Raw genomic sequence first — 26,652 nt, 5'->3', positions numbered from 1 at the left:
TCGGAGGCAACCCTGGCCGGGTGATCGAGATAGCCAATCTCACCAAGCGCTACGGGGCCAGAGCCGCCGTGGACGACATCAGCTTCAGCGTTCCGCCCGGACGGGTCACCGGCTTCCTGGGGCCGAACGGCGCGGGGAAGTCGACAACCCTGCGCATCCTGCTGGGCCTGGACCGGTCCGACGCCGGGACCGCCCTGATCGATGGCAAGCCGTACCGGAGGCTGCGCTACCCGCTGCACACGGTGGGTGCCCTGCTGGACGGTGCCGGCCCGGTGCCCGAGCGGCGGGCAATCGACCATCTGACCTGGATCGCCCAGTCCAACCGGATCCCGCGCCAACGCGTGTCCGAGGTGCTCGACGCCGTCGGGCTCGGCGGTGTCGCCAAGCGGCAGGTGAAGAAGCTCTCGCTCGGCATGGGTCAGCGGCTCGGCCTGGCCGCGGCGCTGCTCGGTAATCCGGAGATTCTCGTGCTCGACGAGCCGGTCAACGGCCTGGACCCCGACGGGATCCGCTGGGTGCGGACCTTTCTGCGTGACTACGCCGCCCAAGGTCGTACGGTGCTGCTGTCCAGCCACCTGATGACCGAGATGGCCGACACCGCCCACGAGGTGGTCGTGATCGCCCGGGGGCGCATCACCGCGCACGGCCCGCTCGACGAGATCACCGCGGGGCACGCGTCGCTGGAGAGCGCATTCTTCGCGCTCACCGGCGACCAGGGGTCCCGGTGGTGACCGTCGTGCTCGCCGCCACCCGAGCCGAACTCACCAAGATCCTCACGCTGCGCGGTACGTGGATCGTCACCGGCGTCATCCTCGCCCTGCACCTGCTGATCTGTGTGGCGAATCTGCGGCACAACACCGAGGCGGTCAACAACATCACCCGGGACGGCCGCATCGAGCTGTTCGCCGGCGAGCCGCGCCCGGCGCACCAGGCGATCGTCGACCTCCTGGTCGCCTCGTCGTTCCAGATGGGTTTGTTCCTGCCCAGCCTGGCGGCGGTGCTGGCGGGTCAGGAATTCCGGGCGCATCAGCTCGGGCAGTCGGTGCTGGTGGTGCCGCGCCGGGGCGTACTCGTTGTCGCGAAGACCGTCGCGGTCACCGCGTACCTGCTGTTCGTGTCGCTGGTGATCGCCGGCATCAGTACCGCCTTCATGTACGCCGCTGTCGAGGACTGGGATCCGGGAGTCGTCGCCAGTGGCGACGCGCTGCTCGGGCAGGGCCGGTTCCTGGCCTTCGCCGTGCTGTCGGCCCTGGTCGGGTACGCCCTCACGCTCATCGCGCGTAGCACCCTGGTCGGCATCATCGCCACCGTGGCGCTCATCGCGGTCACCATGACCCAGGTGCTCGCCGTGTTCGCGCCCGCGCTGGACGCGCTGTTCCCGCTCAGTGCCGGGCGCAATCTGCTGCTCAACCCCCAGGACAGCCGGCTCACCGCCGGTCCGGCGCACGCCCTGGCGGTACTGGTGTTGTGGCCACTGCTCACCACCGCGGTCGCCGGGTTGCTGCTGAACCGCAGGGACGCCCGGTGAGCGCACTGCTGACCGCAGAACTGACCAAGATCCGTACGCTGCCGGGTGCCTGGATCGCGCTGGCGTCCACGGTGGTCGCGAACACGGTGCTCGGCATCCTCGCCGCCACCGACGTCGTCCGGGTCGCCACCGCAGAGGGCGAAGTGGCCGTCGACCAGTTCGGCACGCTGATGCTCGCCCCGGCGTACGGGTTCATCGCGATCACGGTCTTCGCGGCCGGCACCGAGTACCGCGGTGGCCAGCTCCGGGTCAGCCTGGCCGCCGTGCCGGACCGGACCCGATGGTTCGGCTCCAAGCTGGCCGTGAGCGCCGCGGTCGCCCTGGTGGCCGCGATCCCCGCCGTGCTGCCCGGCCTGCTCGTCCAGCACATCGCAGCGGGCGATCTTGCCTCGGGCCGCACCGCCACCGAGCTGCTCGGGCTGCTGACCGGCTACCTGCTGCTGAGCCTGGTCGGCTTCGGCTTCGCGTTCCTCGCCCGCGGCGTCGTCACGCCGCTGGCTGTCCTGTTCATCCTGCCGGTGCTGGTGTCGACGACGCTCGGCGGCCTGTTCCCGCAGGTCGTCAAGTTCCTGCCGCACGAGGCGACGCTGAGCCTCCTCGGCCGGGCCGACAACCCGGCGACCACCCTGGGCCGGCCAGCCGGCCTGCTCGTGCTCGCCGGCTGGGCGCTGCTGTTCGTCGGTACCGCCTGGGCCCTGATCGTGCGCCGTGACACCTGACGGACCCCCGCGGCACCGGACGGCGGGTCGCGCCTGCCTCTGTTGCTGCGCCTTGAGGTTGTGCGCCGGGATCCGGCGAGCCCAACGCACACATCGGCCCCGTCCTTGCCCCCGGCCGGGAACCGATCCGCCTCGGTCGACTCCCGCGACCGGAGCGACGACTCAGCCCTCGACGAGCGCTGCGAAGCGTTCGCCGCGGTTGAGTCGGTCGACGAGGTCGAGCACGGCACGCCCTCCGCCGTGCGCTTCGGCCCACTGGTACACCCGGCAGGCGGCCTTGGCGTACACCTGCTCGTCCGTCCGGGCGACGCGCAGCCATGCGTTCAGCGTCCGTGGCAGCGGCTCCGACGAGGCGTTGCGGCAGCGGTCCGGGGCGGTCGGCGGCAACAGATACCGCGCGTCGTCCGAGACCAGGACGGCAAGTCCCTCGTCGAACCACTGGGGAATCTGATCACGTCGGGACCCGAGGCGCACATGGAACTCGACATGCGAGAGCTCGTGTGCGGCGATCACCGGGTCGATACCGCGCGGCGAGAGCATCACCGCCTGGTCGCGTACCGCGATCCCCCGTTCGTCGCCGCCACCGACCCGCTTGTAACAGCCGGGTGTGAAGCATGCGAGTACGGTCGGTCGGCTCTCGCGCCCCTCGTAGAAGCCGTCGATCCGCTGATTCGCGTCGCGGTACACCTCGATGAGCCGTTGCCGGTCGGCATTCGATAGGCCGCGTTCGGTATAAAGTCCGTTCTGTACCGGTACTAGTCCGTAGCAGCGGGGACAGGTGGTCGCGGCAACCGACGGGAACGCCAGGACCGGCACCGCGGCCGTGGCCAGCGTCAAGACGACCAGGCCGGCCGCCCACCATGGCCAGCGTCGGGGTCGACGCGGTCGTGTGCTCATTCGATCTCCTCTTCGGTCCTTGGATTGTCGACGCGCGGCGGCACCGGTCCGGGGGCGGCCGTGAGCACTGGGGCCGGAGGCCTGTCGAACGGTCGGGTTCCTCCGGGCGTCTCAACCGCTCAGGTGTCCGCCGCCCACGGCTGCCCTGGCGCCGGCCAGGATCAGGGCCGCGCGACCCGGAGCATCAGAAGGCATCCGAGCCTCGCTGGAGCTGACGGATCGCGACCGCTTCAGCCTCGGGTAAGTGCGGGGTCACGCGCGTCACCCGAAAGTGGACAACCGCCTGGGACGAGCGCTGCTGCCGCGGCGGACCCACCTCTTCCGCGACCCGCCTCTAGCGACGAGCGGGCGCTGGAGCGTTGGAATCCCGACGACTTCGCGGGCGACGCTCACCAGTCCGGAGCCATGGGCGGGCCGGATCTGCCCAGGGTCATGTAATCCGTAATGCTGTGCAGATGGGTAGTCCTGTCATCGCCGCTGCACGACGACACTCGTTGGGGCTGTGTGCCGATGGCACCGTGGTTGCCGCCGGCACGGGAGCGTCTGGTGAGTGTCGAGTCGAGGATTGGGTCCAGGTGGTCGCCGTGGCGGCGGGCAACGTGCATACGGCGTCGAACACTGGACGGTCCCACAGCGTCGGCCTCCGCGCGGACGGCACTGTAATGGCGACGGGCTGGAACGGCGACGGGCAGTGTGACGTCGCGTCATGGCGCGACGTGACCCTTGTCGCCGCAGGCTGGCGCCGCACCTTGGGGCTCGTTGGTGACGGCACCGTGCTGGTTGCGGGACGACACCGCGAGGGAGGATGCGACGTGAGCCGATGGCGGGAGATTGTCGCGTTGGCGTGTGGCGACTGGCATTCGGTGGGCCTCAGAGCCGATGGGACCACCGTTGCCGTGGGGAACGATCGCCGTGGGCAGTGCGCGGTCGACATGTGGCGTGACGTTGGCGCCGTCGCCGCCGGCTACCTTCACACGGTCGGTCTCACCAACGACGGACGCGTCCTCGCGGTCGGGGATCAATCGACGGGCGCATGTGACGTCAGTGCTTGGAGGGACGTTGTGGCAGTGGCGGCTGGGAGCTACCACACCGTCGGAGTCACCGCGGCTGGCCGAGTCGTGGCCGTAGGCAGCAACGATTCCGGCCAGTGCAACGTAGCCGACTGGCACGGGATCGTCGCGGTGGCGGCCGGATCCACCCACACTCTCGGACTACGCGCGGACGGAAGAGTTGTCGCCGCCGGGAACAACGAGCACGGTCAGTGCGACATCACCGGCTGGAACGCCATCCGGTCGCCTGACTAGCTGCTGCACGGAGGGTTGCCCTGCTGCCGGTCCTGGGTCAACATCCTCATTGCCGCGAAGCGTTCACGCTGCCTTGTAGGACGGGCTGTCGCCGATCGCCCGCCAGGACAGGGCCCTCGCACCGGTAGGCGCAGGATGGCCTGCACCGTGGGATCATGCGGAATCGCCAGACACCGGCCGGCGGGGGTCTGGACGACGGTAGGGATCTTGGTAGGGAACCGTCCGTGATTCCCCGGCCGGCCCCGGGACGTGCCGAAACGAGGCTGAGACGGAACAGCAGGTCAACGGCATCGTGCGGGACCGGCCGGCGCCACCCGGGATGACCGACTGGTTGCTTCCAAACTGACGGTGCGAGTTCGATTCTCGTCGCCCGCTCTACGTTTTGCCTGTTCAAGGGTATGTTGATCTTATGGTCCGTCGCTTGTGGATGATCGTTTGGTAGGGATCTTGGCAGGGATTGAAGCAAGAGATGCCCCTCCCCGGTCCCCCAGACCCTTCACGAAGCCTTTTTGAATATCCCGGTGAGGGCGACAAGGCAGCCCGAAAGGGATGATTCGCCGTCGGATGCCGGGCTCAGTAATAGGCCGGACACGCCGCAACCCTGCCAAGACCGGGCGCTTCAGAGCGGAAAACTGACGGCCAGGCCATCGCACCGAAGGAGCCCCCAGCGCGGCTCCACCGCCGGACCACGCAACCCGACGCGGCGCCGCCGCCCGCAGGCGCAGCCGGCCGCCAAGCCCGCAACGGAGGGCTGTCGGCACTGGTCTGGCGGGATGTCGACCGCTCCCGCAGCACGCGGCGGCGAACCACTCCGCGACCGAAGAGATACCACTCCCCCCACACGGAGCGTCCGCTCATAGCCGATGAGCGTGAAGCCGTACCGTTGCCGTCTGTGCGCAGGAGCTTGGCGGCCCGCATATCGTGACAACGGTGCTCGCCGCCGCTGCCGGGAGGGGTTGTCCCATGAAGTATCTGATGCTGATTTATGGCAACGAGGACGTTTGGAACACGCTCGCGCCGGCCGACCTCGCCGCGCTCATCAGCGAGGTCGACGCGTTCAACGATGCGCTGGCCGAGTCTGGGGAGTTGGTCAGCGCGGAAGGGTTGGTACCGCAGGCCCGCTCGGTCCGGATGGCGCATGGCGGTCCGGTCGTCACGGACGGGCCGTACCTGGAGGCGAAGGAGTACGTGGGCTCCTTCTTTGTGGTGGATGTCGACGTCGACCAGCGGGCCCTGGACATCGCCCAGTCCTATCCAGGGCTGCGTTACGGTGGCAGCGTCGAGGTGTGGCCGTTCATGCGGGGCGGCTGGATCCAGCGTTGAGGGTCGACGCGTCGGTCGAGGGACTGCTGCGGACGCTCGCTGCCCCGGTGCTCGGTGCGCTCGTACGCCGCTACGGCGACTTCTATCGGTGTGAGGACGCGGTACAGGAGGCGTTGATCTCCGCCGTCAGCACGTGGCCGCGCACCGGCGTCCCAGCGCAGCCGCTGGGGTGGCTGAAGACGGTCGCCGCGCGTCGCTACCTGGATCAACTGCGCGCTGACACTGCCCGGGAGCGTCGGGAGCGTGCCGCTCTGGAGGCCACCCCGCGCGATGCGCTGGTCGCCCCGCCGCCGGACCTGGAGCCAGTGCGCGACGACCTGCTTGAGTTGTTGTTCCTGTGCTGCCATCCGGCCCTGACCCCTTCCGCACAGGTGGCACTGACGCTGCGGGCGGTCGGCGGACTGAGCACGGCCGAGATAGCCGCGGCCTTCCTCGTGCCGGAGAAGACGATGGGCCAGCGGATCTCACGGGCGAAACAGCGACTGCGGGACGCCGATGCCCGATTCGAGCTGCCGCCGCAGCCCGAGCGCGGGCCCCGGCTGCAGGCCGTGTTGCACGTGTTGTACCTGCTGTTCAACGAGGGCTACAGCGCCAGTTCCGGGCCGGTGCTGCAGCGGACCGACCTGACCCGGCAGGCATTGTGGCTGGCGCGTCGGCTACACGACCGGCTGCCCGAATCAGGCGAAACCGTAGGGCTGCTGGCGCTGATGGTGTTGACGGAGGCGCGCAGCGCGGCGCGCACCGGACCCGGTGGCGACCTCGTCCCGCTCAACGAGCAAGACCGGTCGCGGTGGGACCGGGCCGCGATCGCGGAAGGCATCGCTCTGGTCACCCACAGTCTCGCCATCCGGCCTCTCGGTCCGTACCAGATACAAGCGGCCATCGCGGCCGTGCACGCCGAGGCACCATCGACTGAGGCCACGGACTGGCCCCAGATTCTCGCGCTGTACCAGGTCCTCGATCGGCTGGCGCCCAATCCCGTCGCCACGCTCAACCGGGCGGTCGCTTTGGCGATGGTGCGGAGCCCGGAGGCTGGGCTGGCGCTGCTCGGCGAGTTGGAGTCCGGGCCACTCGCCGGGAATCACCGGCTGCTGGCGGTCCGGGCCCACCTGCTCGAGCAGGCCGGGGAACGGGCCGACGCGGCTGCGGCGTACCGGGAGGCCGCACGCCTGGCTGGAAGCCGGGCCGAGCAGCGGTTTCTCGTGCAGCAGGCCGTCCGCTGCACCGATTGAGCCCGTTCGTCGCGGCACGCGTGTAGAAATCAACCTTGCGGCTCCGATCTCTAGGTGAGCAGCCCGAACCCAGGGCGCGAGAGAGCGGAGCGAGGACGATGACCAAGGTGACAGCGCAGATGTCGCTTTCACTCGACGGGTACTACGCCGGCCCTCAGGACAGCGGCGACGGCGGCTGGATGGAATCGGCAGAGGCCGCTGGATTCTTCCGGATCACCCGTTGGGTGACCGACGCGATGGCTTGGCGGGAGCGGTTGGGCTTCGCCGGCGGGGAGCAAGACAGGAACTCGGAGATCCTGGCCGAGACGTTCGAGGCAGCCGGCGCGTACGTCATGGGCAGGCGGATGGCCGACGGCGGTGAGGTGCCGTGGGGCGAGGAACCCCCGTTCCGCGCGCCGGTCTTCGTCGTGACGCACCGTCCACGCGAGACCCTGGTACGCAAGGGTGGAACGAGCTTCACGTACGTCACCGAGGGTGTCGCCAGCGCGATCGAGCAGGCACGTGCGGCGGCGAACGGCAAGAACATCGCCGTCGCCGGCGGTGGCAACCTGCTGCGACAGGTACTCGAAGCCGGCCTGCTGGACGAGCTAGAGATCCACATCGCCCCGGTGGTGCTCGGCGCAGGGATGCGCCTGCTCGACGGCGGCCTCGACCTCGGCGACTTCGAGGCGATCGAGCTCGCACCCACCAGGGTCGTGCACACGCCGCGGGTCACGCACATCCGGTACACCGTCAACGGGCGCGCCCCACTCGTGCTCGACGACCGCGGGAGCGGCGGCGGTCTGACCGAAGCCGCAATCTCGCCCGCCGCCTGAAACCAACGCCACGACCGCACCCGGGCACCGCACCCGGTGCCCGGGTGCCCCTAACTCCAATGCCTCAGCAACGGATTCCGCTCACCACACGGGCGGATGAAGACCAATTGCACGCCAAGCGGCCCTGGCTGCCCCGCCCGAGCCTGCTCGTTCTGCGAGCTTCGGGAGGCCGGCCCGGGATGAGTCGAGACGAGGCAGGGATCTTGGCCGCGTACCATCGGAGTGGTCGGGTCTGGCACGGGATCAGCCGGCACGATGGTAGGGATCTTGGTAGGGAACCGTCCGCGAGCGCCCGTCCGGCCCCGGAACATACCGGGACCAGGCTGAAATGAATCAGCAGGTCAGCAGCACTGTCCGGGACGGGGCGAGATCACGCCGGATGATCGACTGATTGCTTCCAAACTGACGGTGCGAGTTCGATTCTCGTCGCCCGCTCCATCCGTTCCGGCCCAGGTCAACGGCACTTCCGCCGAGCCTGGGCCGTACTGTTTCCAGCTCTTTCTGATCTTGAAGGGCCGGCCTCACTCCATACCGGTTCGGAGTGTCTGCGGGAACACGGCGGCGTGAGGTCCGGGCGCCGCCTCGGGGCGGCACATGGGGAGTCGCTGTTACCGGCCGAAGACCCACAAGGCCGCCCGCCGCCCCGCACATGGGCGTGTCTCGTGGCGGCCGGCTCCACCCAGCGGGGTGTGCTGGCCAAACTGCTCCTGCGCCGCCCACAGGTCCACTTGCTCGGCAGGGGTCAGGTACACGCTCAGGAGGTAGCCCGGGACGGATCAGGTGGAAAGACCGACAGCAGGGAGGCACGGACGAGGATCTGTGCCTGGTCGCCCGACCGGCCGTCCTGACAGATCTTCACGCCCTCCAGCCACACCCACTCGTGCTGCTCCGGCCGACTCGTCACCAGGCGCACTCCGGTCACCCACAGGACCACGGGACCATCGGTTGGACGGAACCAAATCCGCAATGCCGATCCGGATCACCTCACCAAGCAGTTCCAGGGCTGTGTCGGTGATCTGTATGAGTGCAGGTCAGAGCGGATACCTCCGGCGGGCCCTCCGGTTCCGGGAAGGCGATGCGAGGGAGCTGGTGATCAACTGGGTGACGATCGAGATGCACACGGCCGGACTTGAGTGGACGACGACGGACGCTGCGGCCTGTTTCGTAGTGTAGGTGCGCAGGTAGAACACCCTTGATCGTTGTCTGGGGGCGACGGGTCTTCCTGCGGAGCTCGCGGCGCCGTAGCATGCGCGCGTGTCAGATGATCCTGTCTTCACAGCAGTGCTCGACAGCCTGCTTGGGTGCCTGGCGTTCTTCGAGCTGTGTGACGACGAGACGCTCCACCCGGACATTGCCGTCCAACAGCTCGAAGATGTGGTGTCGTGCCTGGGCGGACTAGAGCCTGCCGAGCGGGCGCGTCTAGCCGCAGCCATCGCAGCCAGAGCGGAGCACTTCCGACCGCCACTCCGTCAGATCGTCGAGGAAACGCCGGAGGCGCTCGGCCTCCTGGAAGAGGACGACTGACCCGAGCGCCGCCGCCTGGCTGTCGACAGCAAACGGTCACAGCAATGAACTCGGACATGGACAGCCGTCCATAAGCCGTCGTGGACGGCTGCCCGAGGCAGGAGCCGGGCACGGACGCCAGCGGCCGAGGCGCGCAATTTCTTGTAAGTGAGACGTCACGACCGTGGCAGCACCGCTTCCCAGCGTGTTCCCAGCGTGCCCGTCGCATGCCCGATGCCGACAGTAGGGAGACGCGGACGAGGATCTGCGCCTGGTCGCCCGACCGGCCGTCCTGACTGATCCACCTTTTCCCAGCCACACCCACTCGTGCTGCTCCGGACGGTTCGTCTCCAGACGGATCCCGCGGACGATCCTCCAGTCGATCAGGTCACCGACGAGGGTCAGTTCGACCAACGCATCGCACTCTCTGAGCGAAACTGGTCCGCTCTCGCCAATCCCCCAGCGGACCACCCCGCGAACGACGTCCGGCCGGGTTGTCACTTCCAGCGCGAGTGGCCACCTAACGGACCGCCCCGAGAGCGAATCCTGAGCCAACTCGTGCAGGTCTGCGGTCAGGTCCCGGTCCGCCGATAGATCACAACTCATCCAGCCGATGCCGTCACTGGTAGGCACGGCAAACACTGCCGGATCTCGGCCTTGGACCGACGACACCAAGCGCGGAAGAACGTGGTGGGCGACGGGATCACCAACACGGGCGAAGAGAGTCAGTTGGTAGGCCAGGCCGTCCTCCTCGCCCTGGCCGTGCACCGGCCTGCCGGCGGCCTCAGGACGGCATCGGCCGCGCGCGGCCGAGCGGCCTCACTAGGCCCGAGATTCATTGATCGCCGCCTCGACCCGCAGCCCGATTCCCGTCAGCGTAAGGAGGATCGCGAAGATATGCGGTTCGGCCGACCCGCCGTCGCTCCCCATTGTGAACAGCGAGATCAGGAGTCCCGTCACCATTGCCATAGTTCCGAGTACACGTTTGCCGGCCGCTCGCTCAGATCGGAGGTCCACGGCGGGACGGTACTCGAGAACCCGCATCGACACTGGCCGCCCGGAGCGATCGCTGCCGCGCCGCTTCGCGGCTTGCCAGCGGAGTGCGTGGGCCAGACGCGCGATGATCCGGCGCCACGGCAAGCCGTCCGACCCTAAGGCCGGGGCGGGAAGCGGTACGACGCGGGCCGGCCGCGCCCGGGGCCAGGCGGGCTGGGTGCCCTTGTGCTCCCGCTCCCCTGGCCAGCACACTTCGCCTCGACGAAGGGACCAGAGGTGCACCGTCTTGAGATCGACCCAGCCGGAAGGGATTTGGCTGCACGCCTACGCACCATGCCCGAGCCTGTCCGACGAGCGTTTTGCGTGGCTGTTTGTGAGGCCGCGCTATCTCATGCTGGCGTCACACATCCGGGACTTCGTGACGCCATCGCAGAGATCGGTTCGGGTCAGCTGTCGAAGTCGCGACGTGAAGCAGTCTGCGCCATCGTCTACGAACTCGATGTCCTCGCGTGGGATCTGGCCGCCGACGGCGGAGAGGCGTACTCGGCTGCCTTTCGGCGTGCCCGTGCCGCTGCCGCAGTCGAGGCGGCGTGTGGAGGGTCAGCAAGCGCCGCCGAGGAGGCAGCGTACGAGGCACATCACGCAGGGCTCGCCCTTGCCGAAATCGAGCGACTGACGGTCGGCATGGAGCCCCAAGCCACCGAGTAGCACCCGGACCAGCGCCGTCCCGCGTACGGGAAGCGAGGCGTGCCAGCCAACCATCTGATCTGCGCCGCAGCCCCGGATGCGCGCCGAGCACGTCGACGACCCTCGCCAGGGAGCCTCGTCCACGAGGTTTGCTGGCCAGCAGCAGTTTCAAGCACGCTGGAAACGGACGAGGGTGATCTTTCCGGATGGCGGGAGGATGGCCGGGGTATCGGTCAAGTATGCCCAGCTCAGGATTCCATCAATGTTTTCGGTCAATCACCTGTCACCTGTAGAAGCGGTCCGGTTTCTACGGCGCGGGTCTATTGGTACGAGCGGTCTTCCATTTACGATCCTCGATGTCAGGTCTCGTTCATCGGCTGTTCACCACCCCGACACCCGGTCTTCGAGGTATCACCCCACGCCTCGGGCTCAGACCAGCCCGCCCCCAGGCCCGCCCGCATGGAGGAACCGAACCGCCATGAAAGCAACCGCACGCAGAACCGCCGTCCTCGTCGGACTCACGACCGCCCTGCTGACCGGCCCGCTCGCCGTCGCCGCCGTCGCCGCTCCGACCGCCACGATCACCCTCAACGGATCCAGCGCGAGCGTCTCCGGCAGCAACGTCACCGTCTCCGGCAGCGCCGTCACCATCACCGCCCCCGGCTCGTACGAGATCAGGGGCACGCTGAACAGCGGCTACGTCAACGTGGACAGCGCCGCCACCGGCACCGTGGAGCTCATCCTCGCCGGCGCCTCGATCACCAACACGACATCTTCTCCGCTGTACGTGACCAACGCCAGCGCGGTCACCGTCACGCTGGCCGCCGGCACCAGCAACAGCCTCACCGACGCGACGACGTACACCAACACCGGCGAGCCGGACTCGGCTCTGTTCAGTGCCGCCGACCTGACCATTGCCGGCACCGGCTCGCTGACCGTACGCGCCAACGCCGCCGACGGCATCGTCAGCAAGGACGACCTGGTCATCCAGTCCGGCACCATCACCGTGAACGCGGTGGACGACGCGATCCGTGGCAAGAACTCGCTCACCATCAACGGCGGCACGATCAACGTGACCTCGTCCGGCGGTGACGGGATCAAGTCGAACGACACCGAGGCTGGTAGGGGCGTCCTCACCATCACCAACGGCACGATCACGGCCTCGGTCGCCGACGACGCCATCAAGGGCGAGAACGTACTGAACATTTCCGGCGGCACCATCAACGTCACCCGGTCGTACGAGGCGCTGGAAGGGCTGCAGACCACGATCAGCGGCGGCAACATCAACGTCGTGTCCAGCGACGACGCGGTCAACGCCGCAGAGGAGGGCCTGGGTCACATGCAGCCCTCCTCGATCGCGTTCATCAGGGTCACCGGTGGCACGGTGGTGGCCACCGGCGGCACGGACGGCTTCGACTCGAACGGGTCGCTCACCTTCGCCGGTGGCACGGTGGCGGCCAGGGGCTCCAGCACCCGAGGCGGCGGCGAGGGCGCGATCGACGCCGACGGGCCGATCGCCTTCACCGGTGGCACGGTGGTGGGCGCCGCGCTGACCTCGTTGGCCGTGTTCCAAGCGGTGCCGAACACCGGCCAGGGCTGGGTGGCCCCCCGGTTCAACTCCAACCTGGCCGCCAACACCATCGTGCACGTCGTGTCCGGCAGCACGGTGCTGGGTTCGTACCGGGCGTCGGGCACCACGCGGGAGGTCGTCTTCTCGTCGAACAGGATCACCAACGGCCAGAGGTACGACATCTACACCGGCGGCAGCGTGAGCGGCACCAGCACCGGTGGTCTGTACACCAGCGGCAGCATCACCGGCGCCACCCGGGTGCTGACCGGCGTCACCGCCGGCCAGTACGGCCGCTTCTGAGCCTTCTGAGCCTGGTCGGGGCCAGCCAGCCCTGGCCAGGCTTCCCCTGTGGCGGACGGCCGTACGACGCCATTCGACGCCAGACGGCCTCGCCGAGCCCGAGCGCGTGCCAGCCATGTGCCATAGCCCGTTGCATGCCAGATGCCCGCGGCGCTGCCGCCCAGTCGACCGCCCGGCGGAAGTTCCCGGTCCGCAGCATTGCCCCCTTGTCGCCGGTGAACACCAGCGCGTCCAACTCTCCCCGAACTCGGCCAACTGCGCGGCGAGCACGGAGGGGGCCGCCGCCGGGAGCGTGACGGTCCGGTTGCTGGCCTTTGACCTGGCTGCGCCGAGCGCCATTCGGTTGCGCACTGCCGCCATCTCGCGAGGTACCCGCACCGTGCCGGCCGCCAGGTCGATATCGGACCGGCACAGCGGCGTCAACTCGTCCCAGTGGAGCCCAGAGAACGCGGCGACGATGATCGGCACGGAGAACCGGGCCGGCATCCGGTCGGCGAGCGCGAGGACCTGGGGCGACAGTCACCACCGAACAACGGAATCGCCTCACCCAACCGACCCGCCGCCCGATAGGCGTAGGCGAGGTTGTTCCGCGACCTCAGGGTGAACGGATGTTCGGCTCCCGACGCCCGAGCAGCAATGGCGGACACCCGCTCGGCATGATCGATGGCAGCCGGGTACGAGCTACGCGCGCTCAGGGCGTGTCACCGGGATACGTGGTCCAGGCGTGCGGCGAGCCGCCGCCACCAGGGTGACGTGCCGGTGCCAGCCGGTCCAGAATCGGCCTCGAAGCGGTCCAGGCCGAAAGGCCGGTCTTCAGCTCAGGGTAGTCGTGTTCATTCTTCGCCTGCTGTAGTCCTCCGCCAGCGTGATTGGAACCGGTGTGGTGTTGCCGGTGAAGCCGTAGGTCAGGCGTTTAGAGGATGCGGCATGCCAAGACCCAACAGCGACTGTCCCAGATTTCCCAAGATCTGGCGTTGGTCGCCCGGCGATCCATCCCAACTGGTCTGAGCCGACGAACCTGATGACGAGAATTTGACAGCAGCGCCTCCCGGTCAAGGCGCGCCCCTCCTCTCACTCCCCGGCAACTACCGGCGCACCGGGGTCAAAACAATGGGTATCGGGCAAATGGATCAGGGATATTGCCCTCGTAGTCGATCAAAGCCTTCAGGTACCGCTCTTGCTCGGCAAACTGCTGACAGTTACCCTCGATTGACTGTCGCAACGTGAGGTCGGTGAGGTGATCCGACATAAGCCCACCACCCGGTAACAGTCGACGAGAGGCCCCACGGTCGGCTGCCGACGATTTCAAGTTCATCGGTCGAAAATGGTTGATCGATGACATTCGTCGATGGGTCCGATCGGATGGCCAGCTCATGCTTCTCACAGGGCATCCGGGCACCGGAAAAACCGCCGTGGTCGACCATCTGTGGGGTAGCGGGTCCAAGCTTGCTCTTCCTGCTGCCGCCGCCTACTACTGCAGGGCCGACGAGCCTGCGACATGCGACCCCGTCCGTTTCACCGAGTCACTTGCCGAGCAGTTGAGCGTCTCGGTTCCAGGTTTCGCCGAGGCGCTCAAGCAGGAGGTCTTCGATCCGGTCGGCCGAACGAGCCAAATCCACCTCCAAGGATCAGCCTCCGTACAGACGGCGCATCCTGGCGCAAGCGTTATCGGTCTTCGGGTGACGATCAATGCCGTCTCGCCGGACGAGGCATTGGACCGGCTGGTGCGTCGACCCTTCGAACGACTAGGCCTGACCCACCGAGCACTGATAGTCGTCGATGCGCTGGATGAGGCAATGACGTACCGGACGTCCCGAACTCTTGCCGAGTTAGTGCTCCAGCAGGTCGTCCGGCTACCTGTCCGCCTCTTCATCACCTCGCGCCCCGACGAACGACTCGTCGAGACGTGCGCGAGACTGCCGAAGAGCAGGCGGGTCGACCTAATCGACGACGCCCCGCAGAACGCCTCCGACCTGACCGACTACGCAATGTACCGGTTGCGTCGGAAAGTTCGAGATCTGAAGCGACGCCGCCGCCTCGCGCAGCAACTGGCGCGCGAGGGGAGCGGCAACTATCTGTACGTCTATCACCTCACCGAGGACATCCGCCGCGGTGCACGCAGCCTATCGCTCGTTGATGAGGTCAACGACTTTCCACAGGGTCTCGAAGAGCTCTATCGTCAGTTCATCGAGCGGGAGATTCGTCCTATCGGAAACGCTTCCGGCGAGCGGTACTGGCGAGAGGAAATAAGGCCCCTGCTCGCTGTGCTCGTCGCGGCCATGGAGGGTGGATTCTCTGCCACACAACTCGCCGAGATCCTAGAAAGCACCGAGATGGCGGTACGCGACGTTGTCCGCGTGCTCGGGCAGTATCTCATCGGTGGACCCCGCGGTCCCTGGCGGCTATACCACCGTTCCTTTGCGGATTTCCTGCACCGGGGACCCGATCCCTACCTCGACTACGGAGAAGGGCATCGACGGATTGCCAGGTTCGCTTGTGCCGAGTGGCGGGATGACTGGGGCTCCTGTGTCGACTCGTACTACCTCCGGTACCTGCCCAGCCACCTGATGCTGGCACTGGACAGCCCGACCGTGACCCGCGCGCAGGCCCGCGTCCTTCGTGACGACCTCTACAATCTGGCGAGGTCCCCGGCGTTCCTTGATGCCCAGCGCGCGGTCGCGGCCGGCGTTGAACTCCACCTGTCGACCATCAGGCTGGCCATCCGGTCGTCGCTGGCGGCCAACGCGTACGAACGTGCCGCCGTGCTTGGGATCGCCCTGATCTACGGGCGTGCCGGGGCGGACGCGGTGTCGCCTACACAGGCCGCCCTCAGTTGGGGAGTAGCGGCCGGTACCGCGAAGGCGGAGACCTATCCCGCGCAACATTCCTTGATCTGGCACCTGCTCATGCTGGCGTCCTTCGTGGAGCATGGACGCTCAACCGAAGTGCGAGAAATCGTCACCATCATCGGACGCGACTTCCGGCGGATCAGCCCCGAATGGTCCGTGCCGGCGGCAGCGATTGTGGCACCAATCGTGCCACTCCTCGACGAGGACGAACTTCGCGGCATTTTACAGCTCGCGGGCGACCGGATGCTCGGCTATCTGGCGTTCTTCATACTCGAAGGTCCGCATCCCGATTGGGCGATGGTGCCCGCTGTTTGGATCATTGACGACGGCACCCGGGCCAGAGCGACGACGGAAATCCTGTCCCGCCTCGCCTATGCGAAGGACTATCGCCAGTTGCTGCCTAGAATGGCGTCCTGGGTCACCGCCGCCTATCTACAGGGGCATCGTCGCGATCGAAAGCCTACTCGCAGGGCACTGGCCCGGGTACTCAAAGACGAGATCTACAGCGAGATCCGAGAATCGATCCTCCTTGCGGAGGCGGCCCAGGGTAATTCAGACAAGACAAGCGAATTTCTGCAGGTCAGAATCATCGCGGCCCTGATGAATGGCGGGAACGACGACGGGCAGCTCCGACACGATGCCGAGAAGCTTCTCAGGTCACGTTCATCGGATGAGCTGTCGTGCCTTCGCTGCGCCGACTACCTGTTCAGCCAGGGATCGACCGAACCCGCCGCGGCATTACTCGACCGGGTTATCGAACTCACACATGCGGAGCGCTTCAAGGCGGAGTGGGAATACTACGGTGGGCACGAAGACGCTTTCCACGGTCCGTGCGACGTGGGTCTACGGCTCGCCCTGATTCGCTCCCTCTGTGCCCAGGGCCGGCTCACAGACGCCCTAGCGGAGGCAGAACGCTTCCGCAACGATGCGCCTTCCGAACTGATACGAGCGCTGTCCTACCTGGCGGCGTCGGACCCCGACACGAATCAGCCCGTCGTGGCCATGGCCCGGCAGGTTGCCGCCGATGCCCAGACGGATCTCGACGCACAGGCGATGCTCGTGCTGGCCGACGGGGATCGCGAAGCATTTCTGACCCGGGTTGCCGGAGCGTTGGGCCGAGAACGGACCGGGGCCACCGCGGAACATCTGGCGGCACGCGCCGCCTTGGCGTGGGCAGCGAACCGACGCGGCGACAGTGAGCCGTCGGCGGCATTGGCCCGCGATGTCGCCGACGGCTACGCCAGGCTGCCAAAGCAGCGCCGGTACACGGAGTTGACGACGCGGGTCGTCCGGAATCTGCTCCGGGCCGGACAGCCAGATGCCGCTGTTGGCGTGCTCCGGGCGGGAAGTGAAGGCTCAGCGGTTCCTCGACCAGGATCCTGGAAAACTCTATCCATCGACGAACTGCTTGCGATGGACGGAGAGATCCCCGAATTGCGTTTGCTGCTGCTTCGACCAGATTCCCCTGCATCTGGTCACCCAGCGGCTGCCGCGCTGTTGCGCGACCCCCAATGCCGTAATCCCGACGACCTGCTGGGTTCCCCGCGCAGTACGCCTTTGGCGGAACTCGCCTTATTGATATCCGTCGCCAGAGCAGTGGGGAATACAACAGTCGTGTCGCGAGTGGAGAAGCTTCTCCGCGATCGCATACGAAACGAGCTCGAAGTCGCCCTGCAGGAGACGATAGCGGTCCGTGACGGCAAGACGACGCTGTTCAGTTTCTGGCCCAGCAAGGTCCGCTCGGCGGAGTTGGCACTGCGGAGTGCGGAGGTCAACGACGTCGAGTCCTGTGAAAGAGCCCTGTATTCGCTCAGCGTGCTGGGCGCGGAAGCAGAGTTCGCCTGGGGTTTCCGGAGAGCCTTCTGGGGCGTTCCCAGACGCGTTTATGATGAACACGTTCACGAAGAGGACACGGAAACCGTCCGACGTGCGGACTTCCTCGGGCTGCTATCGAACGCCTTTCAACGGGCCGGCAACGAGGCGTACTCCACCAAGTGCTACAAGCAGGCGCTGCTGATTGCCGACCAGATCAAACTGCCCCTGCAGCGATCGGCGGCCTTCCAGGCCATGACCTTGACCGCAGCACGATGCGGTCGCTACGGCGAGCTGCGGCCGTTGTGGGAGGAGGCGATCCGGGTGCACGACGCCGGCATCGCGGCAGTGGCCGAGGTCCTGGTTATGGCAGTGCAACGGGGAGGCGAGGGCGCACCGGCCGCCAGGGAGGCGCTCCACGAGATGCTGATGTCCACCGGATTCGCCAATCTCGACTACCTGGAACTCATCAGCATGCTCGCCGTCCTGGCACCCGAGCCCGGCGCCAAGATTGAAGCCTCGGTCCGAGCCGCGATGCCGAATGAGTGAGGACGGCAAATGCAGATCACGAGCAGTTGGCCGGAGCAGGGGTACGCTTGCGGGCGCTCGGTCGGCCAAAGAAAACCAACATCCGCGTTGCTCAACCGATGCTTTCGACGTCCACACCAATTGCCTGCCCGTCGGGACGGACCGTGTCCGCCGACAGGTGACCGGAGACGGATCCGGTGGCGACCTGTCCGGCGCGTACACCGGCAACGTACCCTTGGACGTCCTTGACCCTAGCCACGCCGGTAACGGTCACCATGTTCGCCGCCTGCGCTTCCCCTTTGAAGACGAGAGGTTGCCCGTACACCACCTCTAGGGCTTTACGCAGGGCGTCCACAAGTGCCAGGATCTGCCGGTTGCCAGAATCGATTTCGTCTACGCCTTGGGCATACTCGGCAAGATCCCGGCGTAGGCCACGCAGTTCCGACTCGAGGGCGTCCACCGCGTCCTGGTTGAGCGCGAGCGGGCCCTCCGGCACGTCGAAGGCATTCCGGGGGACCTCCAGCATGAGTCGCTCCTGGCTGTCCTCAGGAGTGCCGGTCGACCTACGTTCCCGTCGCCGCCTCAGCGCCTCGCCCGCCTGGTCGTACAGGAACCTGACGCCCTCACTCAGCACCAGCGCGCTGACTGCCGCAAGAGTAATTGGATCCGCCACCACTACTCCCTTGTCGACCGGGGACACTGACAGCATCTCAAGTCGGTGCACGTGCGCAACCCCGACCGTACGTCCTGGCGGTCGTCGAACACCCACTCGCCCGGGGTCGCATCCTCGGCGCCCCCGCCCACCTGACTACCGGCTGGGTAACCCAGGCAGCGCGGAACCCGTAATGGACCTCGACGCTTGTGCGGGTCCATACCGATGACCACGCGATCCGAGGCGACACTCACCGCGTCCTCCAACGTGGGCAGCCGAAATGAGGGGGACGGCCCGGGAGCCTGGATCGAAGCCTGGCCAGGGACCACGGTCCTACCTTGATGAGACAAGTGGGCGACCGGCGGATAGAGGGCTTGAACATGCGTTTGCTGCCCACCCGGTTCATGATGCTTTCCTCGTAGGCTGAAGCTCACACGTGACGGGCAGGAGGCTGAGGTGACCGGGACGACGGTAGCCGAGGTGATGACCGAGCTGGCCGCGATCGAGGACCCGAAGACACGCGAGGTGAACAAGAAACACGGCGACGACCACGGTGTGAACCTCAGCATGCTCCGCGCGATCGCGAAGCGGCTGAAGACGCAGCAGGAACTCGCGCGCCAGCTCTGGAAGACGACTGACACCGCGGCAAGACTGCTGGCGATCCTCATCTGCCGCCCGAAGGCGTTCGAGCGTGACGAGTTGGACGTCATGTTGCGCGACGCACGTACTCCCAAGGTGCACGACTGGCTCGTGAACTACGTGGTGAAGAAGAACCCGCACTCCGAGGAGCTGCGCCTGGCCTGGTCCGCCGATCCGGATCCGGTGGTCGCGAGTGCCGGGTGGGCGCTGACCACGGAACGCGTGGCCAGGAAGCCCGAGGGCCTCGACCTCGCGGGACTGCTCGACGTCATCGAGGCGGAGATGAGAGACGCCCCGGATCGCCTGCAGTGGGCGATGAACCACTGCCTGGCTCAGATCGGGATCGAGCACCCCGAGCACCGCGTCCGCGCAATCGGCATCGGCGAGCGCCTCGAAGTGCTCAAGGACTACCCCACTTCTCCAGGCTGCACGTCTCCGTTCGCGCCGATCTGGATCACCGAGATGGTGCGCCGACAGCACGCCAAGTAGGAAGGCCTACGCCCACGCTCGCGCCGCTATCCTCTCGGAGCGCGGCAACCCGATCGACGGACGTCGGCGATCGAGCCGAAGCGCAACGCACCCGGAGACGTACCCACAAGCACCGGAGTAGGGACTCGGACGAGTCGGCGGCCAGGATGGTGGCTTGCCGGTGCCCGCACGTCCGCCCCGACTCAAGCAGGGCTGATGTGCGCCGCGAGTATCCGCCAGCCCCACGCGTCGTCGTAGGTCCAGGTCCGGGTGTACCGAAGCCGGGCCGCGACGGGCGAGCCGTCGAACACCCCGGTCACCCGGCCGAGGAAGAACGTGACCCCGGTGGAGCCCTCGACGACCAAGTCCAACTCCTCCTCCACCAGGTCCTCGATCACCGAGGTCCGGCTGCGGTGGGCGGCCAGGTCGTCCTGCTTGGTGTACCGGCCTCCGTCCGGGCCGATGGCGATCAGGTTGTCGTCGAGCAGCTGGTCCAGTGCGGTGACGTCCCCGGCCCGTTGGGCGGCCTGGAGACGACGCTCCGCATCGAGCAGCGCGGCCTCGCGTTCGGTGTCCGGCATCGTGGCGCCCTCCTGATCCAGGGACCGACGCTATCTCAGGGGACGCCGCTCCGGACGGGTCCTCGGCATTTTCGGCGTTCAGCGTACTGAGGTCGGCGGCCTCCTTGACGGTGCGGACCAGCGAAGCAGTGGCCGTGCCGGACGTGCGGCTCAGGCCGTGGCCGTCTCCCAGTTGGGCCGGAGGTCGGGGAACGAGCCGTCGCCGAACAACACACGTGACGCGGCGGCTCGCCCCGGCACCGTTCGCAGCAGCGTGAACGCGGCGTCGGTAACGGCCGGGGACCGTACACCGGACAGGGCACGACGCATCAGCAGCCGACCCCGGAAACGTGCCCGTAGCGCCGCCCCGTCGTAGTGCCGCAGCACCGACACGTCCCCGGTGCGCAGGTAGTCGTCGGTCACCGCGGCAGCCACCTCCGACAGGCGCAGGCACGGGTCGAGGCCACCGGCGGTGAGCGGTGACACCGCACCGGCCGCGTCGCCGACGAGCAGCCCTTCGGGGCAGACGAGCCGGCGCAGCACACCGCCGACCGGGATCGGTCCGCCACGGCGTCGTACCGGGCCGGTCGGGGCCGGCAACTCGCCGAAGGACTGGCCGAAGGTACGCAGCAGCCGGGGCAGCGGGCCGGCGAGCCGCTCCGGCCGCCCGGCCAGCCCGACGTGGGCGTGTCGCCCGTCGTCGATGACCCAGGCGAGATAGCCGGGGGCGAGCCGGGGATCGATCACACAGTGGAACGTCGGCGGCTCGTCGCCGTCGGCCACCGGGAACACCTCTTCGACGCCCACGATGACATGCTGGTTGACGTCGAGCCCGAGCCGGCGGGCGACCGTCGACCGGGCGCCGTCCGCGCCGATGGTGAAGCGGGCGGCAACGCCGTCCACCGGGTAGGAGACGCCGAGGTGCACCCGCGCACCGGCCTGCCTGACGCGGGCCAGCGCGTGGGCGTAGATGCCGGCCATGTCGGCGACCCGGAACTCGTCGCGCGAGCTGGTCAGCTCGACCGGCCGCCGTAGCGACGGCGGGTAGAGCAGGACCCGGCGGATCGGCGGCCCGAGATGCTCGGCCGGCAGTGCGAAGTCTTCGAGGGTACGGCGGACGAAGATGCCTGTGGTGCGGATACCCGAGTCGAGGGTGCGTCGGCGGTCGACGACGAGCACGTCATGCCCCTGCACTGCCAGTAGCCGTGCGGTGTGCAGACCGGCGAGGCCGGCACCGACGACGAGTACGTCCACGGTCTCCATAGCCGCCGAAGGTAGCGGCGCCAGGGCCGGCAGGCGCCCGCTGTCACAACACCTTCACGCAACTTCCCCAGGTCCTGCCTGGCGTGCACGGCTCTGACACCGCAGGCCAGGGAAGGGCACCTCGCCGTGCGCGCACAGCGGGGTGCCCTTCCCTGCGCTCAGCTCGCGGCGGCGCCGACCGGCGAGCGGTCGTCAGCGGGAAGTTCCTCGTCGCCGGGCACGTCGCCGTGCCCCGGCCACCAGGCCGCGTGGCCCAGCAGCGCGGTCAGACTCGGTACCAGGAACATCGACATCACGAATGCCGAGATGCCGATGCCGATGGCGACCGCGAAGCCCATCTCGGACAGGAACGCGACGCCGCCCAGCATCATCGAGGCGAACGTGCCGGCGAGGATCAACCCGGCCGCGCCGACCGACGGGCCGCCGTGTTCGACGGCCAACTGGGCCGCCGTACGTGGGTCGTTGCCGAGCCGTGCCTCCTCCCGCAGTCGGGCGATCATGAGGATGTTGTAGTCGGTGCCGATCGCCACGACGAACAGGTAGAGGATCGTCGGCAACATGAACGACAGTCCGGGCCGGTCGCCGATGCCCTGGAACATCAGCACCGTCGCGCCCAGCGTGCTGAAGAAGCCCAGCACCACCGTGACCATGAGATAGACCGGCGCGACGATGCTGCGCAGCATCAGCCCGAGGATCAGCGCGATCAGTGCGGCCGCCACGGGAAAGATCACCCGCAGGTCCCGGTCATTGGCGTCCCGGACGTCGGCGAAGATCGAGGTGGCGCCGCCCACCAGTGCCGTGGTGCCCGGCGGAGCCTCGGCATGGGCCACGTCGCGTAGCTTGTCGCCGGCGAGGTCCAGCGCCTCGTTCGAGTACGGGCTGTCCGCGAGCAGCAGGCTGATCTGTGCGGCGGTACCGTCCTGACTCATCCCGGCCGACTCACCGGACTGACCGGCCGGCATGATTCCGCCGACGCCCGGCACCTGCCTGAGGCGCTGGGCGAACCCCTCCACCACCGCCGCGTCGAGCCGCTGGCCGTCGTCGCTGCGGACGTAGACGATGGTCGGGTTGAGCGCTCCGGCTGGGAACCCTGATTGGAGGTCCCGGAAGCCCTGCGAGGATTCGGTGTCCTCCGGCAACTGGGCGGTCTGGTCGTAGTCGGCCTTCATGCCGAAGGAGCCCAACGCGAGTGCCACCATCACGCCGCCGGAGGCGAGCGCCACGACGACGGGGCGCCGCCCCACGAACCGGCCGATGCCCCGGAACGCGCTGCCCTTCGGCGTGCGCTGCCAGGACTTGGACGGCCAGAAGACCTTCGGGCCGAGCAGCGAGACGACCGCCGGCACCAGGGTGACCGCGGCGAACGCCATGACGACCACCGCGATGGCCAGCGCCGGCCCGAGGCTCTTGAAGGCGCCGAAGACCGCCAGCAGCAGCGCCATGAACGCGATGACGATGGCCGCCGCTGCCGAGGCGATGACCTCGCCGACGCGGGCGACGGCGGTGACCAGGCCAGCCTTGCGGTCGTCGCCGTCGCGCAGTCGCTCGCGGTAGCGGAACAGCAGGAACAGGATGTAGTCGGTGCCGATGCCGTACAGGACGATGGTCAGGATGATCTGCAATGACTGGTCGACCTGTAGATCGGTGGCCTTGGCCACCAGCGCGATCAGCCCGGGGGAGATGGCGCTGACCACGCTGACGGTCACGATCGGCAGCAGCGCGGCGATCGGGCTGCGGTAGATGAGCAACAGCAGCGCGATGATCAGGACCACGGTCGCGATGCCGACGATCAGGAAGGCGGTCTCGAAGGCGTCCTGGTTGTCCAGTTGCATGGCGACGTCGCCGGTGACCGAGAGGGTCAGCGGCGTACCGTCGATCGCGGGTTTCGCGACGTCGCGGATCTGCTGGACCGCGTCGAGCACCTTCGGGTCGTCCGGCATGCCCTCGATCCCGGCACTGACCAGCTGCACCTGTTTGTTGGGCGACAGCGCCTGCGGGCCGGTCGCCACCCCGGTGACTCGTTCGATGGTCGCCGACTGGATCTTCTGCGCGAGCGCGCCGACCGTCGTCTGGTCGGAGTCGGTCAACGGTTGGCCGTCGGTGCGCCGGACGACGATCGTGGCACTCGAGTCGTTGGCCTGGGCGAAGGACGTCTCGGCCAACTCCTGCGCCTTGATCGATTCGTAGCTGCCCGGCAGGAAGTTCGCCTGGTCGGTGTTGGTGACGTCGGACAGACTGGGCGCGAAGATGACGATCGCGGCCGCGGCCAGCACCCAACCGATGATGACCTTCCACGGATTGTGGACGACGTAGCGCCCCAACCGTTCGAACATGACTCCCCCTCTGTCGATGCTCCTTACCGTCCGGCAGGTAGACGCCTACCTGCCGGCAGGTAGATACGCTCTGAGAATACGGCCCGTGAGTTTCGGGCACGTGACTTCCCCTGTGGACATCCTGCGGAGGCCGCACTGTGAGCACGCTGAGAAAGCGTTGAGTTCGCGTTAAGATCATCGGCCGCGAGGGAGGGCGGATCGAGCCATGGTCGAGGACACCAAGGAACGGATCAGGGCGGTCGCGCTGGAGCTGTTCACCGCGCACGGCTACGAGCAGACCAGCCTGCGTGAGATCGCCGACCGGGTGGGCATCACCAAGGCCTCGCTGTACTACCACCATCCCTCGAAGCAGGCGCTGCTGGTTGCCATCGTCGAGCCGCTCCTGCGGGACTGGCGGATGATGGTCGAGCGTCTGGAGGCGGTGCCGCACACGCCCGAGCACGTCCGCGACGCGTTGGGCGAGTGCCTGAACACCCTGCTGCGGCACCGAGAGGCCTGTGCCCTCTTCGCGCGGGACGTACCCGCCCTGCTCACCGCCGTCGGGCCGGTCCTGGTGGAGGCGAAGGAACTGGGCACCCGGATGAACGCCTGGCTGGCCGGTCCGGAACCGAGTCAGGCCGACCTGGTCCGGGCGTTCGCCGCCACCGAGGTACTCAACTCGGCGCTCGCCTCCGCGGTCATGCTGCCCAGCGTGCCGCAGGCCGAACTGCGCGCCACACTGCTCGACGCGGCCGCCGCCGTGCTCGGCCTGACACAGGCCGACCCGACCACCGGCACGGCGGGGCGACCGGGGCTCTAGCGGCCGTTCGGGGGTAGCGAAGTCCTTAACACGGAGTGCACGATAGGTGACTCCAGCGGTAGCGTGGCTACCGGCAGTTGATCACAACGCGGATCGGTTAGGTGATGGTGTCCGTCGCCCAGGAGTCGCGCCTGCCAGGTGCACGGTCGCCATGGCCGCCGCGTGCGGCAGTGACGCTGACGCTGGCGACGGTGGGGTTGGGACTGAACCTGAGGGCCTGGATCCTGCTGGGCCCACACCTCCACGAGCGGTTCGACGTCGGGCTCCGGGACTACGTCCTCCTGATGGCGCTGCCGTTACTGGTGGCGGCGCTGGCCCGCCTGCCGGTGGGGGTGCTGACCGACCGGTACGGCGCGCGGGTGATGTTTCCCGTGGTCAGCCTGGCAGGCGCGGCCGCGGTCTTCGGACTCGGGCTCGCCGAGTCGTTGCCGGCCGTCGTCGCCTTCGGCAGCGCGGCCGGGCTCGCGGGCGCCGCGCTGGTCGTGGGTGGATCACTCGTGTCGAGAACAGTTCCGTACGGCCGGCGCGGCCTGGCCCTGGGAGTGTTCAGTCTCGGGACGGTGGTCGCCGTGGTGATCTCCGCCGCGTCCCGGGGCCTCGGCTCCGACGGGCGGCGGGCCGCTCTGGTGCTCGGTGTGTCGCTGGTGGTCTTCGCCGGGCTGGCCGCGCTCGTCTTCCGGGACCCGGTCGCCGCACACCGCGTCCGTTCCCCGTTGAGAACATGCGTCGAGATGACCAGGTTGGCCTCGGCCACCTCGCTGTCGGTGCTGTACGCGCTCGCGCTCGGCGGTGTCGTGGCGATCGCGGTGTATCTGCCGGTGTACCTGGCCACGGCGTTCCACATGGAATGGTTCCACGCCCTGGCGGTCACCGGGGCGATGGTGGGGCTGGGGGCCACCGCGCGGCTGCTTGGCGGATGGTGGACCGATCGGCAACCCACCCCGCAACTGCTGATGGTCTGCTACACCGTTGCCGCCGGCCTGTGTCTCGTCGCGGCGATGAACCCGCAGCGGCTGACGGTGCTGGTGATCGGGGCGATAGCCGTGTGCGACGGCGTGGCCAGCGGGGCGCTGCTCGCATTGATCGGCAAAGCGGCACGGGCGGACAGTGTCGGTGCGGTGATGGGGGCCACCGGCGCTGCGGCGGCCCTCGGGGCACTGGTGCCCGCTGCGCTGATAGCCGGTGCGGAGCGGGTAAGCCAGTCCCACGCCACGGCGTGGATCCTGCTTGCCGCGATGCTGCTCATCGGGGCGCTCTACGTACGGGCGCACGGCCTGCGCATCGGGATGGGACTGGCCGTACGGTTCGAGCCGGAGCCCGGTCCGACGGCGATGACGGTAGCGGTCGTCGGGGAGGCGGAGACCCACCTCGGCGCGGCGGCGGTGGTGGCCCGGCTCGCCGAACTGGCGGCGAGCGACGAACTGGTCGTGGTCTACGGATCCGACGAGCCCGCGCGGCTCTGGCCGAGCGCCAATGTCCTGGTGGTCGGGCTGCGTGACCGCCTGCCCCGGCACAGCGTCGTGGGCGTCGGTGTCGCACCGCACGCCGGGACGCTCGGCTCACTCGCGGCGCCGCTCGGCGAGTCCGTCGAAGCCGGTGAGGTGGCGATCGCCGTCACACCGACGGCGGAGCTGAGTGGTGTCGCCGCCGAGCTTTCCAGCTATCTGCGCGCCGACCGGGTGCTGCGAGTCTCCTACACCCCGGCGGGTGGCGCCGGCCTGCACGAGGTCTGGAACCGCGATCCCGCGGCCACGACCCACTGGTAGCCCTCGTTTGCCGGGCGATTCCGGGAAACGTGCGGATCGCCCGCTCCCGCGTCCACCAGTCGTGAAATTGGCTGCTCGGCGGCGGTGCGCTACGGCATTCTGCTAGCAC

Annotated in this window: 21 protein-coding genes; 13 read left to right on the top strand and 8 right to left on the bottom strand. The window is 68.0% G+C overall.

The window, feature by feature from the left end; genetic code table 11:
• Window positions 1-20: 20 nt before the first annotated feature.
• Genes ACFP2T_RS41665 through ACFP2T_RS41655 form a run of 3 tightly spaced genes read left to right on the top strand, consistent with a single transcriptional unit; the run spans window position 21 to window position 2,247 of the window.
• A complete protein-coding gene (locus ACFP2T_RS41665) occupies window positions 21-731 on the top strand; it encodes an ABC transporter ATP-binding protein (RefSeq protein ID WP_377432336.1) in 711 nt (236 codons plus the stop codon).
• On the top strand, window positions 725-1,528 hold the full coding sequence (locus tag ACFP2T_RS41660; protein WP_377432335.1) for a hypothetical protein: 804 nt from the start codon (window positions 725-727) through the stop codon (window positions 1,526-1,528). Before ACFP2T_RS41665 ends, ACFP2T_RS41660 begins: the two co-directional genes overlap by 7 nt.
• Window positions 1,525-2,247, top strand: coding sequence for an ABC transporter permease (locus ACFP2T_RS41655; protein WP_377432333.1), 723 nt, complete (start codon window positions 1,525-1,527; stop codon window positions 2,245-2,247). The genes ACFP2T_RS41660 and ACFP2T_RS41655 overlap by 4 nt, the downstream gene beginning before the upstream one ends.
• Before the next feature lie 162 nt (window positions 2,248-2,409).
• Here ACFP2T_RS41655 and ACFP2T_RS41650 read toward each other — a convergent pair whose 3' ends face one another.
• Window positions 2,410-3,144, bottom strand: coding sequence for a hypothetical protein (locus ACFP2T_RS41650; protein WP_377432332.1), 735 nt, complete (start codon window positions 3,142-3,144; stop codon window positions 2,410-2,412).
• Window positions 3,145-3,719: 575 nt separating this feature from the next.
• Here ACFP2T_RS41650 and ACFP2T_RS41645 point away from each other — a divergent pair.
• The 4 genes from ACFP2T_RS41645 to ACFP2T_RS41630 all read left to right on the top strand — a co-directional run bounded on the left by ACFP2T_RS41645 (window position 3,720) and on the right by ACFP2T_RS41630 (window position 7,818).
• Window positions 3,720-4,448: an RCC1 domain-containing protein gene (locus ACFP2T_RS41645; protein ID WP_377432330.1), complete on the top strand. Its 729-nt coding sequence runs from the start codon at window positions 3,720-3,722 to the stop codon at window positions 4,446-4,448.
• A gap of 963 nt (window positions 4,449-5,411) precedes the next feature.
• Window positions 5,412-5,771, top strand: a complete 360-nt coding sequence (locus ACFP2T_RS41640; RefSeq protein WP_377432328.1) for a YciI family protein — start codon at window positions 5,412-5,414, stop codon at window positions 5,769-5,771.
• Window positions 5,768-7,003, top strand: a complete 1,236-nt coding sequence (locus ACFP2T_RS41635) for an RNA polymerase sigma factor (protein WP_377432327.1) — start codon at window positions 5,768-5,770, stop codon at window positions 7,001-7,003. Before ACFP2T_RS41640 ends, ACFP2T_RS41635 begins: the two co-directional genes overlap by 4 nt.
• Window positions 7,004-7,101: 98 nt before the next feature.
• Window positions 7,102-7,818: a dihydrofolate reductase family protein gene (locus tag ACFP2T_RS41630; protein WP_377432325.1), complete on the top strand. Its 717-nt coding sequence runs from the start codon at window positions 7,102-7,104 to the stop codon at window positions 7,816-7,818.
• A gap of 754 nt (window positions 7,819-8,572) precedes the next feature.
• On the opposite strand, the gene ACFP2T_RS41625 is transcribed toward ACFP2T_RS41630, so the two are convergent.
• The gene (locus ACFP2T_RS41625) at window positions 8,573-8,740 is read right to left on the bottom strand and encodes a hypothetical protein (RefSeq protein ID WP_377432324.1); all 168 of its coding nucleotides are present in this window, start codon (window positions 8,738-8,740) and stop codon (window positions 8,573-8,575) included.
• A gap of 332 nt (window positions 8,741-9,072) precedes the next feature.
• On the opposite strand from ACFP2T_RS41625, the gene ACFP2T_RS41620 reads away from it, so the two are divergent.
• Complete coding sequence (locus tag ACFP2T_RS41620; protein ID WP_377432323.1) at window positions 9,073-9,342, top strand: hypothetical protein; 270 nt, start codon at window positions 9,073-9,075, stop codon at window positions 9,340-9,342.
• 801 nt (window positions 9,343-10,143) lie between these two features.
• Here ACFP2T_RS41620 and ACFP2T_RS41615 read toward each other — a convergent pair.
• Window positions 10,144-10,290 (bottom strand): hypothetical protein, encoded by a 147-nt coding sequence (locus ACFP2T_RS41615; protein ID WP_377432321.1) that lies wholly within the window; start codon window positions 10,288-10,290, stop codon window positions 10,144-10,146.
• A gap of 1,192 nt (window positions 10,291-11,482) precedes the next feature.
• Between ACFP2T_RS41615 and ACFP2T_RS41610 the strand changes: the two genes are divergently transcribed.
• Entirely contained in the window at window positions 11,483-12,874 is a 1,392-nt protein-coding gene (locus ACFP2T_RS41610) for a carbohydrate-binding domain-containing protein (RefSeq protein ID WP_377432320.1), read from the top strand.
• A gap of 419 nt (window positions 12,875-13,293) precedes the next feature.
• Here ACFP2T_RS41610 and ACFP2T_RS41605 read toward each other — a convergent pair whose 3' ends face one another.
• Window positions 13,294-13,569, bottom strand: a complete 276-nt coding sequence (locus ACFP2T_RS41605) for a tetratricopeptide repeat protein (RefSeq protein WP_465264295.1) — start codon at window positions 13,567-13,569, stop codon at window positions 13,294-13,296.
• A 678-nt stretch (window positions 13,570-14,247) separates the two neighbouring features.
• Between ACFP2T_RS41605 and ACFP2T_RS41600 the strand changes: the two genes are divergently transcribed.
• Window positions 14,248-18,084 (top strand): NACHT domain-containing protein, encoded by a 3,837-nt coding sequence (locus ACFP2T_RS41600; protein WP_377432317.1) that lies wholly within the window; start codon window positions 14,248-14,250, stop codon window positions 18,082-18,084.
• A gap of 91 nt (window positions 18,085-18,175) precedes the next feature.
• On the opposite strand, the gene ACFP2T_RS41595 is transcribed toward ACFP2T_RS41600, so the two are convergent.
• On the bottom strand, window positions 18,176-18,787 hold the full coding sequence (locus tag ACFP2T_RS41595) for a hypothetical protein (RefSeq protein ID WP_377432316.1): 612 nt from the start codon (window positions 18,785-18,787) through the stop codon (window positions 18,176-18,178).
• Window positions 18,788-19,198: 411 nt separating this feature from the next.
• Here ACFP2T_RS41595 and ACFP2T_RS41590 point away from each other — a divergent pair, with 411 nt between their 5' ends.
• Window positions 19,199-19,843 carry a DNA alkylation repair protein gene (locus ACFP2T_RS41590; RefSeq protein WP_377432416.1) on the top strand — a complete coding sequence of 215 codons (645 nt, stop codon included), beginning with the start codon at window positions 19,199-19,201 and terminating at the stop codon, window positions 19,841-19,843.
• Window positions 19,844-20,025: 182 nt separating this feature from the next.
• On the opposite strand, the gene ACFP2T_RS41585 is transcribed toward ACFP2T_RS41590, so the two are convergent.
• From ACFP2T_RS41585 to ACFP2T_RS41575, 3 genes are all read right to left on the bottom strand, one after another.
• Window positions 20,026-20,403 carry a nuclear transport factor 2 family protein gene (locus ACFP2T_RS41585; protein WP_377432314.1) on the bottom strand — a complete coding sequence of 126 codons (378 nt, stop codon included), beginning with the start codon at window positions 20,401-20,403 and terminating at the stop codon, window positions 20,026-20,028.
• Between the two features lie 150 nt (window positions 20,404-20,553).
• Window positions 20,554-21,645: an NAD(P)/FAD-dependent oxidoreductase gene (locus ACFP2T_RS41580; RefSeq protein WP_377432313.1), complete on the bottom strand. Its 1,092-nt coding sequence runs from the start codon at window positions 21,643-21,645 to the stop codon at window positions 20,554-20,556.
• A gap of 158 nt (window positions 21,646-21,803) precedes the next feature.
• Window positions 21,804-23,978, bottom strand: a complete 2,175-nt coding sequence (locus ACFP2T_RS41575; protein ID WP_377432311.1) for an MMPL family transporter — start codon at window positions 23,976-23,978, stop codon at window positions 21,804-21,806.
• Between the two features lie 205 nt (window positions 23,979-24,183).
• Between ACFP2T_RS41575 and ACFP2T_RS41570 the strand changes: the two genes are divergently transcribed.
• Both ACFP2T_RS41570 and ACFP2T_RS41565 read left to right on the top strand, forming a co-directional pair.
• Window positions 24,184-24,777, top strand: a complete 594-nt coding sequence (locus ACFP2T_RS41570) for a TetR/AcrR family transcriptional regulator (protein ID WP_377432309.1) — start codon at window positions 24,184-24,186, stop codon at window positions 24,775-24,777.
• A 170-nt stretch (window positions 24,778-24,947) separates the two neighbouring features.
• The gene (locus ACFP2T_RS41565) at window positions 24,948-26,543 is read left to right on the top strand and encodes an MFS transporter (RefSeq protein ID WP_377432308.1); all 1,596 of its coding nucleotides are present in this window, start codon (window positions 24,948-24,950) and stop codon (window positions 26,541-26,543) included.
• Window positions 26,544-26,652 lie beyond the last annotated feature (109 nt).

The sequence above is a fragment of the Plantactinospora solaniradicis genome (genome assembly GCF_042658085.1).
Classification (GTDB): Bacteria; Actinomycetota; Actinomycetes; order Mycobacteriales; family Micromonosporaceae; genus Plantactinospora; species Plantactinospora solaniradicis.
The sequence above is the reverse complement of the archived record's forward strand: the minus strand, read 5'-3'. Positions and strand labels throughout refer to the sequence as shown.

Bases quoted from the DNA above. Each gene is read 5' to 3' on its own strand.
- ACFP2T_RS41650 (WP_377432332.1), bottom strand. From the start codon at position 3,144: ATGAGCACACGACCGCGTCGACCCCGACGCTGGCCATGGTGGGCGGCC.
- ACFP2T_RS41640 (WP_377432328.1), top strand. From the start codon at position 5,412: ATGAAGTATCTGATGCTGATTTATGGCAACGAGGACGTTTGGAACACG.
- ACFP2T_RS41630 (WP_377432325.1), top strand. From the start codon at position 7,102: ATGACCAAGGTGACAGCGCAGATGTCGCTTTCACTCGACGGGTACTAC.
- ACFP2T_RS41615 (WP_377432321.1), bottom strand. From the start codon at position 10,290: ATGGCAATGGTGACGGGACTCCTGATCTCGCTGTTCACAATGGGGAGC.
- ACFP2T_RS41610 (WP_377432320.1), top strand. From the start codon at position 11,483: ATGAAAGCAACCGCACGCAGAACCGCCGTCCTCGTCGGACTCACGACC.
- ACFP2T_RS41600 (WP_377432317.1), top strand. From the start codon at position 14,248: ATGCTTCTCACAGGGCATCCGGGCACCGGAAAAACCGCCGTGGTCGAC.
- ACFP2T_RS41590 (WP_377432416.1), top strand. From the start codon at position 19,199: ATGACCGAGCTGGCCGCGATCGAGGACCCGAAGACACGCGAGGTGAAC.
- ACFP2T_RS41585 (WP_377432314.1), bottom strand. From the start codon at position 20,403: ATGCCGGACACCGAACGCGAGGCCGCGCTGCTCGATGCGGAGCGTCGT.
- ACFP2T_RS41580 (WP_377432313.1), bottom strand. From the start codon at position 21,645: ATGGAGACCGTGGACGTACTCGTCGTCGGTGCCGGCCTCGCCGGTCTG.
- ACFP2T_RS41575 (WP_377432311.1), bottom strand. From the start codon at position 23,978: ATGTTCGAACGGTTGGGGCGCTACGTCGTCCACAATCCGTGGAAGGTC.
- ACFP2T_RS41570 (WP_377432309.1), top strand. From the start codon at position 24,184: ATGGTCGAGGACACCAAGGAACGGATCAGGGCGGTCGCGCTGGAGCTG.